The 14159-nt window shown below is 70.7% G+C and carries 14 protein-coding genes; 8 read left to right on the top strand and 6 right to left on the bottom strand.

The annotated features are described in order from the left end of the window. Nucleotides 1–237: 237 nt before the first annotated feature. Complete coding sequence (locus OG700_RS06470; RefSeq protein WP_405610236.1) at nucleotides 238–1026, bottom strand: DUF4142 domain-containing protein; 789 nt, start codon at nucleotides 1024–1026, stop codon at nucleotides 238–240. A gap of 309 nt (nucleotides 1027–1335) precedes the next feature. On the opposite strand from OG700_RS06470, the gene OG700_RS06465 reads away from it, so the two are divergent. Next, a complete protein-coding gene (locus OG700_RS06465) occupies nucleotides 1336–2136 on the top strand; it encodes an aminotransferase class IV family protein (RefSeq protein WP_405610233.1) in 801 nt (266 codons plus the stop codon). A gap of 47 nt (nucleotides 2137–2183) precedes the next feature. Here OG700_RS06465 and OG700_RS06460 read toward each other — a convergent pair whose 3' ends face one another. Further along, on the bottom strand, nucleotides 2184–3020 hold the full coding sequence (locus OG700_RS06460; RefSeq protein WP_405610230.1) for a peptidyl-tRNA hydrolase: 837 nt from the start codon (nucleotides 3018–3020) through the stop codon (nucleotides 2184–2186). A gap of 71 nt (nucleotides 3021–3091) precedes the next feature. Between OG700_RS06460 and OG700_RS06455 the strand changes: the two genes are divergently transcribed. From OG700_RS06455 to OG700_RS06440, 4 genes are all read left to right on the top strand, one after another. After that, nucleotides 3092–3769: an AIM24 family protein gene (locus tag OG700_RS06455; protein ID WP_405610227.1), complete on the top strand. Its 678-nt coding sequence runs from the start codon at nucleotides 3092–3094 to the stop codon at nucleotides 3767–3769. A 2-nt stretch (nucleotides 3770–3771) separates the two neighbouring features. After that, nucleotides 3772–4635: an ATP-binding cassette domain-containing protein gene (locus OG700_RS06450; RefSeq protein ID WP_405610224.1), complete on the top strand. Its 864-nt coding sequence runs from the start codon at nucleotides 3772–3774 to the stop codon at nucleotides 4633–4635. Nucleotides 4636–4756: 121 nt separating this feature from the next. Further along, nucleotides 4757–5425 (top strand): ABC transporter, encoded by a 669-nt coding sequence (locus OG700_RS06445; protein ID WP_405610221.1) that lies wholly within the window; start codon nucleotides 4757–4759, stop codon nucleotides 5423–5425. Between the two features lie 30 nt (nucleotides 5426–5455). Further along, nucleotides 5456–5611, top strand: a complete 156-nt coding sequence (locus OG700_RS06440; RefSeq protein WP_405610218.1) for a hypothetical protein — start codon at nucleotides 5456–5458, stop codon at nucleotides 5609–5611. Nucleotides 5612–5653: 42 nt separating this feature from the next. Here OG700_RS06440 and OG700_RS06435 read toward each other — a convergent pair whose 3' ends face one another. Beyond that, nucleotides 5654–6493 carry a polysaccharide deacetylase family protein gene (locus tag OG700_RS06435; protein ID WP_405610215.1) on the bottom strand — a complete coding sequence of 280 codons (840 nt, stop codon included), beginning with the start codon at nucleotides 6491–6493 and terminating at the stop codon, nucleotides 5654–5656. Between the two features lie 156 nt (nucleotides 6494–6649). Here OG700_RS06435 and OG700_RS06430 point away from each other — a divergent pair, with 156 nt between their 5' ends. The 3 genes from OG700_RS06430 (at nucleotide 6650) to OG700_RS06420 (ending at nucleotide 10059) form a co-directional block, all read left to right on the top strand. Continuing rightward, on the top strand, nucleotides 6650–7159 hold the full coding sequence (locus OG700_RS06430) for a hypothetical protein (protein WP_405610212.1): 510 nt from the start codon (nucleotides 6650–6652) through the stop codon (nucleotides 7157–7159). A 203-nt stretch (nucleotides 7160–7362) separates the two neighbouring features. Further along, complete coding sequence (locus tag OG700_RS06425) at nucleotides 7363–8787, top strand: flotillin family protein (protein ID WP_405610209.1); 1425 nt, start codon at nucleotides 7363–7365, stop codon at nucleotides 8785–8787. Between the two features lie 147 nt (nucleotides 8788–8934). Further along, nucleotides 8935–10059 (top strand): S1 family peptidase, encoded by a 1125-nt coding sequence (locus OG700_RS06420; protein WP_405610206.1) that lies wholly within the window; start codon nucleotides 8935–8937, stop codon nucleotides 10057–10059. Nucleotides 10060–10203: 144 nt separating this feature from the next. Here OG700_RS06420 and OG700_RS06415 read toward each other — a convergent pair whose 3' ends face one another. The 3 genes from OG700_RS06415 to zapE all read right to left on the bottom strand — a co-directional run bounded on the left by OG700_RS06415 (nucleotide 10204) and on the right by zapE (nucleotide 13344). Next, on the bottom strand, nucleotides 10204–11565 hold the full coding sequence (locus tag OG700_RS06415; protein ID WP_405610203.1) for an alkaline phosphatase PhoX: 1362 nt from the start codon (nucleotides 11563–11565) through the stop codon (nucleotides 10204–10206). Between the two features lie 177 nt (nucleotides 11566–11742). Next, entirely contained in the window at nucleotides 11743–12168 is a 426-nt protein-coding gene (locus OG700_RS06410; protein WP_405610200.1) for an OsmC family protein, read from the bottom strand. Nucleotides 12169–12258: 90 nt separating this feature from the next. Beyond that, complete coding sequence (zapE, locus tag OG700_RS06405) at nucleotides 12259–13344, bottom strand: cell division protein ZapE (RefSeq protein WP_405610198.1); 1086 nt, start codon at nucleotides 13342–13344, stop codon at nucleotides 12259–12261. Nucleotides 13345–14159: the final 815 nt, after the last annotated feature.

Raw genomic sequence — 14159 nt, 5'->3', positions numbered from 1 at the left:
TCCTCCGTGCCTCGGCGAGTGCCGGTTCAGGAGTATTGGCCCCGCCGGGCGCCGGCGAATCCAGAGGAGGGGACGTTCAGAGCATCATTTGAGGTTCCCGCCACGGGCGGATCCCCGGATCCCCGGATCCCCGGATCCCCGGATCCCCGGATCCCCGGATCCCCGGATCCCCGGATCCCCGGATCCCCGGATCCCCGGATCCCCGGATCCCCGGATCCCCGGGCCGCCGGACCGGATCTACGGGGTCGGCTTGACGCTCGACGGCGGTGGACGGTTGGTGTTGACGGCCGTCGGCGCGCCCGGCTGGGTGGACGGCCGGGAGGTGAAGGAGCGGTCCCCGGTCGGTGAGGCGGCCGGCGCCGACGGCGGCAGGTTGCCGTTGGGCGGCGGCGGTCCGGTGGGGCTGGCGGTCTTGGTGCCCGCGGCCTCCCGCGCGATGTCGTCGAAGTCGACGAGCCCGGTGCCCTCCAGCATCGTGATGTGGTCCAGGACGGTCTGGTTGGCGTCGGTCGCGAGCTGCCGTATCAGGGTGTTCCGTGTGGTGTGTCTGACCTCTGCTATCAGCGCGAAGACCTTGCCGTGGGCGTTGCGCAGGAGGTTGGCGAACTTCCGGTCGTACTCGGCGCCGGTGGCCGCCGACAACTGCCTGAGCCAGTCCCGCTGTTGCTCGTTCGGCTGGTTCGGCAGCTCGACACCGAGCCTGGCCGCCACGTGGCGGGCGCGGGCGTCGAGGTCGGTGTGGCCGACGACGAGATGGTCGCCCGCGTCCTTGATGGCCTGGCTGGGGGCGCGCTCGATCGCCTGCTGCCCGGCGGGCAGCTCCCACAGCCCCGCGAGCCGCACCTTCACGAGAAAGTCCCGGTCCGTCGCCGTGAGCGGACCCCACTGGGTCGCCACGCTCGACGCCGCGAGATTCGCCTCCCCGGTGCCGGAACGGTCGGCGTACGACCAGACAGGAAAGGCGAGGGCTCCGACCGTCGCGACGAGCGCCGCGATGATGAGTGCCGTGCCGTTGATACGTCGCAACAAAGTGTCTCCCGGGCCGATGTGTACAACCGCGTACTACCGCGGAATCAACCGCGCACTGACCGGTCGTTCAACCTACTTGGCGGTATGGGGAGATACGAATTCCGGCGCGGGAGTGTTCAACGCCGTGGCGCGGGATGGCCGGCGGCCACCGCGCCGGTCCGTCGTGCCCGGCCGTCCCGGGTGCCCGCCGCGTCGGTTGTTCGAGATTTTGACCTTCATACAGGTGTCAAGCTTTACGGTCGTCCCACCGAGCGGGCATCGCACAGATGCCCGACTGATCACCGATCGAGGCTGGAGCGATACACGATGTCTTTCGTTGTCCAACGTAACGGCCTGGCGGCGACCGCCGAAGAGCTGACGCCCCTCGCCTTCGCGGGCTATGCCCACTTCACCGCCATCCAGGTCCGGGGCGGCCGGGTCCGGGGTCTCGATCTGCACCTGGCGCGGCTGCGGTCCGCCTCCCTGAAGATGTTCGGTCAGGCGCTCCCCGACGATCTGGTCCTTTCCCGCCTGCGGACGGCGGTGCGGTCCGGCCCGGCCGACCTCTCGCTGATGCCCACGGTGTACTCCCCGGCCGGCGAGTTCACCGTGGCCGGACCCGAGGTGGAGCCGGAGCTGCTGGTCCGTACGGGACCGGCGGCGGGCGGCCCCGAGGGTCCGCTGGCCCTGGCGTTGGTCGAGCACGAACGGGAACTCCCCACCGTGAAACATGTCGGCGAGGTGGCCAAGACGTACTACCTCCGCCAGGCCGTCGAGCAGGGATTCGACGACGCCGCCTTCGTCGACCGGCGGGGTCGGCTGAGCGAGGCCACGATCTGGAACCTGGCCTTCTGGGACGGCGAGAGCGTGGTGTGGCCCGCCGCCGAGATGCTGACGGGTACGACGATGGGCATCGTCCGCCGCCAGCTGGAGCACCTCGGTGTTCCCCAGCGCACCGCGGAGATCACCGTCGACGATGTGCCCGCGCTGGCCGGAGCGGTCGTCATGAACTCCTGGACGCCGGGAATCCCGGTACACCGCATCGGCTCGGTCCCCCTGCCGGACGCCCCACTCTTCCTGGAGCGGCTGCGTCAGGCCTTTCAGGCGGAACCCGCCCTGCCGCTGTGACGGCCGGGGCGGCGGGCGCGGGAGTGGTCAGCGGGGGCGCGACAGCCTCAACGCCGCAGCGCCGGATGGTCGGCGACCACCGTGCTCGACCCGGGCGCGATCTCCGTGAAACCGGCATCGCGCACCAACGGCAGCCCGCTGCGCGTCAGTTGGTCCCAGCGGGCGGCGTCCGGCGTACGTACGGAGAGCGGGAACCCGGCCTCCCGCCACGCCTTGCGGTCCGTCTCCGACAGCTCCCACCAGGCGAGTTGCGCGCCGTGACCGGCCTGGGCCATCGCCTTGCCCGCCGACATGTCGAGGCCGGGGCTGAGCCAGAGCACGGGAGCGGCCGGGTCGGCGGCGGGCGGGGCGGCGGGGTCGTCCAGGTCGGTGCCGGAGACCTGGAGCTTCGCCAGCTCCTTGGGCCAGCCGTCCAGCGGGACCGGCGGGAAGACCCGTACCTCCGCGTACGGGGCGAAGACGGCGTCACCCTCACTCTCGCCCTCGGCCGCTTCCGGTGCGTCCGCCGCCGCCGGGCTGCTCACCGCGATGCCCGGCAGCCGCGACGCCTTCCGCCACTCCGCGCCGCGCGCCCTGCGCACCACCTTGCGGATCCGGGCGTCCTGCCAGTCCCGTATCGCCCGCGCCCACTCGCCGTCGCCGGTCGACCGCTCGTCGGCGAGCATCAGGAGTACGGCGCGGGCGGCGGCCTCCAGCGCGTCCGTACGGGTCGGCGGCGCCGCCTTCTCGATCCGCACCACCAGCGGCAGCACGAACTGCGGGGCCTCGTCGCGGGAGGTCGGCTCATGCCGGAACGGGCTGTCGGTCGGGTTGTCCGCCGGGCCGGCAGTCGGGTTGTCGGCCGGATTGTCCGCCCCGGCGGCGGCGCTCTCGTCGATGCTCACGGGGCCAGTGTGCCAGCCCGGACTCGCCGAGCTGTTGGCGGAATGGACCCCTCCGGGTGACCATGCTCCGCATGAAGAGCGATCTCTTTTCCCACGAGAACATGGCACAGCAGGCGACCACCCCCGGGATGAGCCTCCAGAACTCCAAATCCGTCAAGTACGCCGTCAACGGCGAAATGCACGCGCGCCAGGGGTCGATGATCGCCTTCCGCGGAAATCTCCAGTTCGAACGGAAGGGCCAGGGCGTCGGCGGGATGCTCAAGCGCGCCGTCAGCGGCGAGGGACTGGCGCTGATGGCCGTGAAGGGCCAGGGCGAGGCATGGTTCGCGCACGAGGCGGCCAACTGCTTCATCGTCGACATCGAGCAGGGCGACGCGCTCACCGTCAACGGCCGCAACGTCCTGTGCTTCGACGCCACCCTCAGCTACGAGATCAAGACGGTGAAGGGCGCCGGCATGACCGGCGGCGGCCTCTTCAACAGCCTCTTCACCGGCTACGGGAAGCTCGCCATCATCTGCGAGGGCGACCCCATCGTCATCCCCGTCACCGCGCAGGCACCCGTGTACGTCGACACGGACGCCGTCGTCGGCTGGAGCGCCCAGCTCAACACCTCGCTGAACCGCTCGCAGTCCATGGGCTCGATGATCCGCGGCGGTTCCGGCGAGGCCGTCCAACTGATGCTCCAGGGCGAGGGGTTCGTCATCGTCCGCCCGAGTGAGGTGACGCCCGTGAAGGGGTCCGGGAGCTGACCGTGGAACTGCGAGGAGTGGGCCGCCGGTACGGTGTCGGCGGCCCCTGGGTGCTGCGCGGAATCGACCTCGCGCTGCCACCGCGCCGCCTGATCCGTGTCGAGGGCACCAACGGCACCGGCAAGTCGACCCTGTTGCGGCTGCTGGCCGGGATCGACCGGCCCACCGAGGGCCGCGTCACCGGCCGCCCCGGCCGTACGGCGTACGTCCCCGAGCGCTTCCCGGTCGCGCTGCCCTTCACCGCCGCCGGGTATCTGACGCACCTGGGACGGATCCACGGACTGCGCCGGGCCGAGGCGGCGGCCCGCGCCGCCGAATGGCTCGCGCGTTTCGGGGCCGGGGGCCACGCCCGTACGGCGCTCTCCGAGCTGTCGAAGGGCACCAGCCAGAAGGTCGCGGTGGCGCAGGCGCTGCTCGCCGGGCCCGAGTTGCTGGTGCTGGACGAGGCGTGGACGGGGCTGGACTCCGCAGCCCGTACCCAACTCGACCTGGCGGTCGCGGAACGCGTCGCCGACGGCGGCACGGTGGTCTTCGTGGACCACGATCCCCGGCGTCTGGCGGGGGCGGCCGACGCCGTGTACGCGATGGCGGGCAACGCGCTCGTACCGGCCGCGCGAGCGGCCTCCCCGGCCGGACAGGGGCCGCGCGTAAGGGTCTTGGCCGTCGGCCCGCCGGGCGCGGCGCCGCCGGACGGGCTGCCCGGCGCTCCGACGTACGAGCCGGGGCCGGGGGACGGGACCGTACTGCTGAGCGTCGCCGCCGCGCACTCCGACGCCCTGCTGCGCGCGCTGCTCGCGGCGCGCCCGCCCTGGCACATCCGGGAGGTGGGCGCGCCGGCGCCCGCCGCCGTGGCCGGGGAGCGTTGACCGGGCCGCGCGGCTCACCGGCCGCGCCTGTTCACCAACACCGGACGGGCTGTGCCCGGTCGGCCCCGGAGAACCTGACCCGGCCACAGCACCAGCACCAGCACCAGGAGTACGCCGTTTCATGACCGCGCTGTTCCGCTACCACACCGCCATGCTGCTGCGCTCGCAGCGCTGGCTGCCACCGGTCCTGCTCTACGGGATCTTCCTCGCCGTCGGCGTCCAGGGCGGCGAGCCGGTGCTCGACTCGCTCGGTGTCGCCGCCGCCGCGCTGCTGCCGGTCACCGCGTGGCTGGTCCGTATCTGCGTCACGCAGGAACCGGACGCGGCGCGCGCCGTCACGGCCGCCGCGTCGGGCATGCCCCGCGCGCATCTCGCCGCGCTGCTCGCCGCAGCGGCCTGCGCGGGCGCGCTCGGTGTCGTCGGCACGGTGGTCGTCACGGCCGTCAGCGACCGCAGGAGCGCCGACCAGCTGGTGGACGTGGCGCCGCTGCCCGCCGGGACGGCTGGGCTGGTCGCGGCCCTCGTCTGTCTGCTGACCGGTGCCACGGTCGGCGCGCTGTGCTCCCGGCCGCTGCTGCGCGGCCGGGGCTGGTCGCTCGCGGCGATCTCGCTCTTCGCGCTGCTGGCGCTGGTGACCACCGGGTCCCCGGCGAAGGCCGCCGTCAGCGGTCTGGTGACCGGCTCGCGCACGGGGGCGATCCATCCGCCGGGGCTGTCGCTGGCCGCCGCCGCGCTGGTGGCGGCCGTGGTGGCGGCGGTGGTCTGCGTCCTGGGGGTACGGCGCCGCTGAGCGCGGCGGCGGTTCGGTACGCTCGTCGGCATGGGAGAAGCGGACAGTGGCACCGGCACCGTCGTCGCGTACGCGGACTGTGTGCACTGCTCAGAGCCGACCGAGTATCCGGAATCGGTCCGGGGCGCGACGCTGTGCCCCGTCTGCGAGTGGCACGAGGCGCAACGGACGGCCTGCCCGGGCTGACGGCCTCCTTCGGGTGACGGCCTGGCGGGCCGGGGCCGGCACTCAGCCCTTCATCAGCTCCGACACCTTGACGAAGCGGTAGCCGCGCTCGCGCAGCGCGGGCACGATCTTGCGTACCGCCTCGTCCGTCACCGGGGCCGCGCTCGTCGTGCAGTGCATGACGACCAGCGAGCCGGGCCGCACCTCGGCGAGCACCTGTTCCGCCACCGCGTCCGCGTCCGTGGCGAAGGCGTCGCCGCTGACGACGTCCCACTGCACGGCCGTCAGGCCGGCCGGTGCCAGCGTCCGTAGCGTCGACCGGTCGTAACAGCCGCCGGGGAAGCGGAAGTACGGCACCACTTGGCGCACCCCGGCCTTGCGGAACGCGCGGAAGGCCCGCTCCACATCGGCGGCCATGTCCTTCTCGCCGAGTACCGGAAGCCCGTAGCAGTCCGCCTTGAAGGCGTGGTGGCTGTAGGAGTGGTTCGCGACCTCGAAGAGGGGGTCGGAGCCGATCTCTCTGGCCTGGAACGGGTACTCCTCGGCCCATCGGCCGGTCATGAAGATCGTCGAGGGGACTTCGAGGCGGCGCAGCGAGGAGACCAGGGTCGGATTGTCGAAGCGCTCGCCACGGGCGGCGCGTGGTCCCTGGTCGGCGGTCATGTCGGCGTCGAAGGTGAGCGCGACGGTCTTGGCCGCCGTCCCGGCCCGCTTCTTGCCCACGGGGTCGGCGCCACGGAGGAAGACCGGCGTCACGGCCGGGCGTTCGGGTCCGGCGGGTTGCCGCGCCGCGGCCTTGGGGGAGGGGGTGCCCGCCAGGCGGGTCTCGGCGTTGGCACCGCATCCCACGGCGACGGTCCCCAGTACGGCGAGGGCCAGCATTCTCTGGACGTATCTAGTCATATATGGAAAATATATGACTAATTGTTCATCCTGCGGTTACGGCGCTCGAAGATTGCCGGAACACGGCACTGCTCTGCCGTGACGGACCGTGAGAAAATCTCCTCCCGTTCAAGGGTTCATCAGGGGGACCGGCACGCGCCGGGGGAGGGACGACCCATGGATGTGTTCCTCGGCCTCGGTATCGCGGGCGTGGTCCTGCTCGCCGTCGCACTGATCTTCGACGGCATCTTCGAGGGCCTGTTCGACGGAGTGCTCGACGGCCTGTTCGCGGGCCTGCTGTCACTGCCCGTCGTGGCGGGATTCGTCGCGATGCTGGGCTTCGGCGGCGCGATCGTGCTCGGTACGACCGACCTCGGAGCCGGCCCCGCCGTCGCCGCGGGCGCCGTCGCCGGTGCCGTCACCGGCTGGCTGGCCTGGAAACTCAGCCGCGCGCTGATGCGCGATCAGACGGACGCCACGCCACGGGGAGCGGACCTCGTCGGGACGTCGGGGTCCGTGGTCACGGCCATTCCCGTCGACGGCTACGGCGAGGTGATGCTCCGGGTGGCGGGCCAGCCGGTGAAGTTCGCCGCGAAGAGCGCGGTGCCCCTGGCGCGGGGCGCGGAGGTGTGGGTGGAGTCGACGCTGTCGTCCACCTCGGTCGGGGTCCGGCCCGTCGAGCGCTGATCCGGCCGCCGAGCTGCCTGCCCTCCCAGCCGTCGAGCCACCCAACCGCCGATCCGTCGATCCGTCGAGTCACCCAACGGTCGAGTCACCCAACCGCCGAGCCGCCCAACTGCCGAACCGTCGAACCGTCGAACCGCCGCGCGGCAGCCGGCGTCCCACAGGTGCGGCGTCCACAGCCCGTACGTCAACAGGGGGAATTCCATATGAGTCCAGTGATCATCGCGGTGGCGGGAGTCGTCGTACTCCTCGTCCTGCTCGCCCTCGTCGTCATCACCCGCTACAAGGTCGCGGGACCCAGCGAGGCCTTCATCATCACCGGCCGCCGGGGCAAGTCGTCCACGGACCCGGTCACCGGCCGCATCAGTACCGACAACAGCGGTCAGAAGGTCGTGGTCGGCGGAGGCGTCTTCGTCGTCCCGTTCGTCCAGCAGAGGTTCACGCTCGACCTGTCCAGCCGGCACATCCCGGTCGCCGTCCGGGGCGCGGTGACCCTGCGCGGCGTCAAGGCGCATCTGGAAGGCGTCGCGATCGTCAAGGTCGGCGGCAACGAGGACGCCATCCGCGCCGCCGCCCAGCGGTTCCTGCGGCAGCAGAAGGGCATTGTCGGCTTCACCCAGGAAGTGCTCTCGGGCGCGCTGCGCGCCATCGTCGGCCGGATGGCCGTCGAGGACATCATCCGCGACCGGGCCGCCTTCGCCGGTCAGGTCGCCGAGGAGGCCGAGGCCAGCCTGTCGGGCCAGGGCCTGATCCTGGACGCCTTCCAGATCCAGGACATCACCACCGAGGGTTCCTACCTGGAGGATCTGGGCCGGCCGGAGGCCGCCCGCGCCAGGCAGGAGGCGGACATCGCCGAGGCGATCGCCAAGCGGGCGTCCGAGCAGGCCCGGCTCAAGGCCGCCGAGGAGATCGCGGTGGCCGAGCGGACCTTCTATCTGAAGCAGGCCGAGATCAAGGTCGAGACCGAGGCGGCCAGGGCCAAGGCCAACGCGGCGGGGCCGCTCGCCGAGGCCGCGCGCCAGCAGGAGGTTCTGGGCGAGCAGGAGAAAGTGGCGCAGCGTCAGGCCGCTCTGACGGATCGTCAGCTCGACACCCAGGTACGTAAGCCGGCCGACGCCGCCCGCTACCAGGCCGAGCAGGAGGCCGAGGCCCGCCGGATCGCGCAGGTCAAGGAGGCCGAGGCGGACGCCGAGCGGTCGCGGCTGACCGGTGAGGGCGAGAAGCTGCGCCGTGCCGCGCTCGCCGAGGCCGTACGGATCGAGGGCGACGCGGAGGCCGACGCGATCGCGGCGCGCGGTAGCGCCGAGGCCGGGGCGATGCAGAAGAAGGCCGACGCGTTCGCCCAGTACGGCGACGCGGCCGTGCTTCAGATGCTCGTCGAGGTGCTGCCGGCCGTCGTCGCCAAGGCGTCGGAGCCGCTGAGCGCCATCGACAAGCTGACGGTCATCTCCACGGACGGCGCGAGCCAGCTCTCGCGCACGGTGACCGACAACGTCGCGCAGGGGATGGAGCTGCTGACGTCGACCACCGGGGTCGACCTCGCGGAGCTGCTGAAGGGGCTCACACAGAAGGCGAGTTCGCCTGTGCCTGAGAGGTCGGAGAGCAACAAGAAGATCGAGGTCAGCGGCTGACGATCCGTCAGTTCGACAGGTGCGAGGGGCCGTCCGGGCCGTCGTCCGGCCGGCCCCTCGCATGTCGCCCGTCATCTCCGGTGAACACAACTCCCGTGCCGCCCGTATCAAGGGGTCACTCCGTAAACCCCCACAGGAGGCGACGAGTTGAGTCACAGGCGAATATCCAAGGGCAAGGCCGTTCTCGCGGGAGCCGGGGCGGTGGGTGTCGCGGCAGCGGCCATCCTGCTGCCGAACGCCAACGCGTCACAGTCCGGCACGGACGACGGTGCGGGTAGGAACACGCGGACGGTCAGCGCCGCGGCGGCGCCGGAACTCGTCGCGAAGCTGTCCGCGCAACTCGGCGAGGAGTACGCGGGGGCGTACTACGACACGCGGAAGAAGCAGGTCGTGGTGAATGTCGCGGACGGCGGCGGCGACTCGGCCGCGCGGGTGCGTGACGCCGGGGCCGTGGTACGAAGCGTCCAGCACAGCATGGATGAACTCCGGTCCGCCACCAGCACCTTGAGCCGTGACGCCACCATCCCCGGCACCGCGTGGGCCGTCGACCCCCGGACCAACCAGATCCTCGTCACCGCCGACACCACCGTCACCGGCGAACGCTGGGACACCCTGGAGTCGACCGTGCGCGCGCTGGGCGGGGGCGTGGCCCGTATCCAGAAGTCGGCGGGCGAGTTCACACCGTTCCTGGCGGGCGGCGACGCCATCTTCGGCGGTGGCGCCCGCTGTTCGCTCGGCTTCAACGTCACCACGCAGGAAGGCACGCCCGGATTCCTCACCGCAGGGCACTGCGGGGTCGCGGCCGAGCAGTGGTCCGAGGCGCAGAACGGCGTGTCCGTCGGGACGGTCCGGGCCGCGACGTTCCCCGGTGACGGAGACTTCGCACTCGTCACGTACGACGACCCGGCCACCGAAGTGCCCAGCGAGGTGGACGTCGGCGACGGGCAGACCGTGCCGATCGGTCGGGCGGGCGAAGCCGCGGTGGGCCTGGATGTGGTCCGGATGGGCAGCACCACGGGGCTGTCCGACGGTGCGGTCACCGCGCTCAACGCGACGGTGAACTACGCGGAGGGGTCCGTCAGCGGGCTCATCCAGACGAACGTCTGCGCGGAGCCCGGCGACAGCGGCGGCCCGCTGTTCACGGCGGACGGCACCGCGATCGGTCTGACGTCGGGCGGCAGCGGTGACTGCGTGTCGGGCGGCGAGACGTTCTTCCAGCCGGTGTCGACGGCGCTGGCGGCGGTGGGAGCGGAGATCGGTTCGGCCGGCTGACGGCGTTGTCGTCAAGCGCCGGACGGGCTGCTGTGCTCAGTCCTCAATCGCCGGACGGGCTGCTGTGCTCTGTCCTCAATCGCCGGACGGGCTTGAAAGCCCGTCCGGCGATTGAGGACGAACAGAACCGGTCACCTCACAGCGCTAGCGCCACGGCCCCGTGATCGCGAACGTCTTGCCGGGTGTGTAGCAGTTCACGTACATCGTGTCGCCGTCCGGCGCGAACGTGACCCCCGCGAACTCACCCCACTCCGGCTCCTCGGGCGTCCCGATGTTCTCCGCCGCACGCGCCATCTCGTACAGTTCGCCGTGCCGCGTCAGCCCGTACACGTGCTGGATGCCGCCGCCGTCCTCGCACACCATCAGGCCGCCGCTGGGCGCGAGGCAGATGTTGTCGGGGGACTCGCCGGGCATGTGGATGTCGGTGTCCGGACCGAAGGCGATCACCAGCGTGAGCCGGCGCCGATGCGGTTCGTACTTCCACACCTGGCCGTAGTGGTCGGCCGCCGAGCCCTCCGCGCTCTTCGCGAAGCTCGACACGAAGTAGACGGACCGGTCGCCCCAGTAGCACCCCTCCAGCTTCTGGGCGTGCGTGATGCCCTTCTTGCCGAAGTCCTGGAGCCGGATGGGCGTCTCCTTCGCCTGCGAGTCGGGCACGGGCACCCACTCGACGCGGTCGAAGCTCGCGCCCGGCTCCTGGATGACCGACAGGTCCGGTACGCCGGGGACGCGCATGGCCTCCAGCGTGCCGCCCGCGCGCAGCGACCCGATACCGCCCAGCGGCTTCTCGGGCAGGAAGCGGTAGAAGAGCCCGAAGGGCCTGTCGAACGCGTCTTCCGTCTCGTACACGACACCCGTACGCGGGTCGATCGCGATCGCCTCGTGCTGGAAGCGGCCCATCGCCTCCAGCGGTACGGCGCCGGTACGGTGCGGATCGGCGCCGTCGACCTCGAAGATGAAGCCGTGGTCCTTGGTGTAGCCGTTGGTGCCGGCCTTGTCCTCGGTCTCTTCGCAGGTGAGCCAGGTGCCCCAAGGGGACGGCCCGCCCGCGCAGTTGACGGCGGTGCCGGCGATGGCGACGCGCTCGCCGAGTACGTTGTTGCGCCCGTCGAGTTCGAGCGCCGTACAGCCGCCCTTGCCCATCGGGTCGTAGGTCAGGCCGTCGACGGTCGGGACGCCGATCTTGCCGTTGGCCCGGTTCTCGTGGTTGCGGACCAGATGGACGCGTCCGCGGCGGCCGGCGAAGGCCGCCATGCCGTCGGGATTGCTGGGTACGTCGCCCTCGCCCGAACGGAGCTCGTCGCCCGTTCTGGACAGGACGCGGTAACGGAAACCTCTCGGCAGATCGAGCAGGCCGTCCGGATCGGGTACGAGCGGACCGTAGCCGCTGCGCCCTACTTCCTGTGCGACAGCGGTGCCGGCGAAAAGCTCCGACACCGCTCCGGTGAACGCGATTCCGGCGACCGACGCTCCGGTGGCCAGGACTTGACGTCGTGTTGCGGACATAAGGCAACTCCCTGCTGGCGGACAGGAGACGTGACCCGCACGTGTGTATCACGGGTGTAGTGCACACGTGAACTGTGCGGGCCACAGAGCCTTATGTGTCGCCTGGTATGTCCCGAGAGGTCAGTGGATCAGGAGTTCAGCGGACAGACCAACCGGCGGACCGACCGGCGGACCGGATCAGGCGAGCGACGCGGTGAGCGTGATGCTCGTGCCCGCGAGCGCCTGGCTGACCGGGCAGTTCGCCTTCGCGTCCTCGGCGGCCTTGACGAAGCCCGCCTCGTCCAGACCCTCGACCTCACCCTGAACGGTGATGTGGACGCCGGTGATGCCGGTGCCGGGCACCAGCGTGACCTCGGCCTGGGTGGTCAGCTTGGTCGGCGGGGTGCCGGCCTTGGCGAGACCGTTGGACAGGGCCATCGAGAAGCAGCTGGAGTGAGCGGCGGCGATCAGCTCCTCGGGGCTGGTCTTGCCGTTCGCCTGCTCGGCGCGGGAAGCCCAGGAAACCGGCGTCTCGGCGATGCCGGAGGAATCGAAGGTGACGACGCCACTGCCCTTGAGGAGGTCGCCTTCCCAGACGGTGTGTGCCTGGCGCGTGGTAGCCATGGTGACGGAAACCCTTCTGTATCGGGCACGCGAGAGCTGATAGGACGCACCTCGCGTACCGCACATCGTTACGGTGTTACGCCCCCGAACTTACTCGGCGAGCAGGCTCTTCGCGTCGCGCGCCAGGGCGGTGAGACGGGAGATCGCGCGGAAGTACTTCTTCCGGTAGCCGCCGTTCAGCATCTCTTCGCCGAAAAGCCGGTCGAAGGGCAGCCCGGAGGCGAGGACCGGTATCTCCCGGTCGTACAACCGGTCGGCGAGTACGACGAGGCGCAGCGCCGTCGACTGGTCGGGTACCGGTCCCACGTCCGTGAAGCAGGCGACCCGCAGCCCCTCCGTCAGCGCGCCGTAGCGGCTGGGGTGCACGGTGGGGAGGTGTGCGAGGAGAGCGGGGAAGTCGTCCAGGCTGGCGGCGTCCGTCGCGTGCGCGGCGCGCGTCACCTGCTCGGTGGTGAGCGGGGGAGGCGCCTCGGGCAGCCCCCGGTGCCGGTAGTCCTCGCCGTCGATACGCAGCGGCCTGAAGCGCGCTGACAGTCCCTGGATCTCCCGCATGAAGTCGGCGGCGGCGAAGCGGCCCTCACCGAGCTTGCCGGGCAGGGTGTTCGAGGTCGCGGCCAGTGCCACGCCCGCCTCCACGAGCCGGCTCAGCAGGCTCGATACGAGGACGGTGTCGCCCGGGTCGTCCAGCTCGAACTCGTCGACGCAGAGCAGCCGGTGGCCGCCGAGCGTCTGCACGGTCTGCTGGAATCCGAGCGCGCCGACGAGGTTCGTCAGCTCGACGAAGGTGCCGAAGGCCTTCTGCTCGGGGGCGGCGGGGGTGGCGTGCCAGAGGGAGGCGAGCAGGTGGGTCTTGCCGACGCCGTAACCGCCGTCGAGGTACACGCCGCGCGGACCGGCGGTGGCGCCGGGCTTCCGCCCGAACCAGCGCCGCTTGCCCTGCCCCTGTCCCCGCCCGCCGCCCGCCGCGCCGTCGAGTCCGGCCGCGAAGGCGCTCAGTGCGGTGACGGCCTCGGCCTGGCTGGGCTGGTTCGGGTCGGGGACGTACGTCGTGAACCGCACGGCGTCGAAGCGCGGCGGCGGCACCATCGCGCGGACCAGCCGCTCGGGGGCGACGTGGGGCGTGCGGTCGCAAAGGGACGCGGGGGAGAAGGCGGGAGAGGCTGGCACAGGTCTCAACTGTAGTGCCCCGTGACACCGGTTCTTGAGGTGTGCCGACGAACGGTGAGTGGTTCTGGCTTCCCGGTGGGATTGGCTGTGCATCGGGCCCTGTTGTCCCGAAAGGCGTTCTGCCCCGCCGGGGTTGTTTGCTATTGCGGAGATTGAGGCTGTTCGCGGTCACTCTTGAAGCTGGTCCGTGAGTACGGTGCGGATCGAGAATGCCCTGTGGTATCGGATATCGGTCGAGTGCACGCAAATTTGGACAGTCTCGTTCCGGGCGGGCAGAAAAATTGGCAGCGTAGGATCAAATTTGGCTCAAATCTTGAAGTTGCAGGCGGCTTGCGATGTAAATTACGCGCAGGAGAGCCGCTCTTTGGTGGCATCACTCACGGAGGATTCATGGCAATGCGAAAAGTGATTACGGCATCGGTGACGGCGATTTCTTCGATAGCTGCGGTTCTTGCTGTCAGTACCCCGGCCCACGCCAAGACGACGACGTTCTGTGGACCTCCATTCGCGTTTGCGCTGGGGTGTTTCTACTCGTCCGGTGACGACTTCACAGTTCAGGATATGCGTGCGGATGGGTTGCGCGCCGTACTGAAGTGGACCACGGACTACGGTCGCCAGGGGGAGTGTCACGACGCGGATGGCGCCAACAATCCGCCCACCAAGTGTGACTACAACCTCGCTGAGGGTCACACCCTTGTTTTCACTACGTCGCTTCGCGACGGGGCGAATGGGCGGGACCAGGCTACGTCCAAACCGATGGTTGCCTGGATCTCCGGCAGGTAGACAGAGGCTTTCGCCGCGCCCCGGGCCTGCGGCCCGGGGCG

The sequence above is a fragment of the Streptomyces sp. NBC_01508 genome, from assembly GCF_045040315.1.
Taxonomy (GTDB): Bacteria; Actinomycetota; Actinomycetes; order Streptomycetales; family Streptomycetaceae; genus Streptomyces.
The sequence above is the reverse complement of the archived record's forward strand: the minus strand, read 5'-3'. Positions and strand labels throughout refer to the sequence as shown.